General features: G+C 52.7%; 1 protein-coding gene. It reads right to left on the reverse strand.

Translation table 11 applies throughout. The features are described from left to right. Positions 1-678 (reverse strand): AMP-binding protein (locus tag KVP70_RS33125; RefSeq protein ID WP_217946694.1); only part of this gene is annotated, 678 nt, incomplete at both ends.

Here is a 678-nt window from a genome sequence, read left to right on the forward strand (position 1 = left end):
CCGGCCGATTCAGGTAGCCGCGCGCTACACCCGCCCCGCCGATGTAGATCTCGCCGGTTACTCCCACCGGCACCGGTTGCAGGTGGGCGTCGAGGATGTAGAGTTGGGTGTTGGCGATTGGACGGCCGATCGACTCGATTGCATATGATGTTAACGTGCCCGCTTGAACTCTTCGGAGTGAAGACCAAATTGTTGTTTCTGTTGGCCCATATAAATTCCATACAGAGCTTACTATCTTACTCAGGCGAGTTGATACTTCAGTGGTCAGCGCTTCTCCACCACAGAGCACTTTAAGATTGGACGCTCCGTGCCAATCGTCATCCAACAACATCTTCCATGTGGCAGGCGTAGCTTGCATGATCGTAATTGCCGATCGACTTATTATTTTACGCAACCTTACTGAATCCAACACTTGAGCACGGCTAGCGACAACAATTTTGGCACCCACGATAAGTGGCAACCATAACTCCAATCCTGCAATATCGAATGAAAGAGTCGTAACAGCCAAAATCGTATCCGACTGCGTGATCCCAGGTTCTTCATGCATCGTGCGCAAGAAATTTACTACTGATTGATGCGCGACCATCACCCCCTTGGGCATCCCCGTCGAGCCCGAGGTATAGATCACATACGCCAGGTGCCGCGCCGTCAAGCCCAGCAGCGCAGGGTCGGGGTTGT

Origin of the sequence: Duganella violaceipulchra, from assembly GCF_019166075.1 — a bacterium.
GTDB lineage: Bacteria > Pseudomonadota > Gammaproteobacteria > Burkholderiales > Burkholderiaceae_D > Rugamonas > Rugamonas violaceipulchra.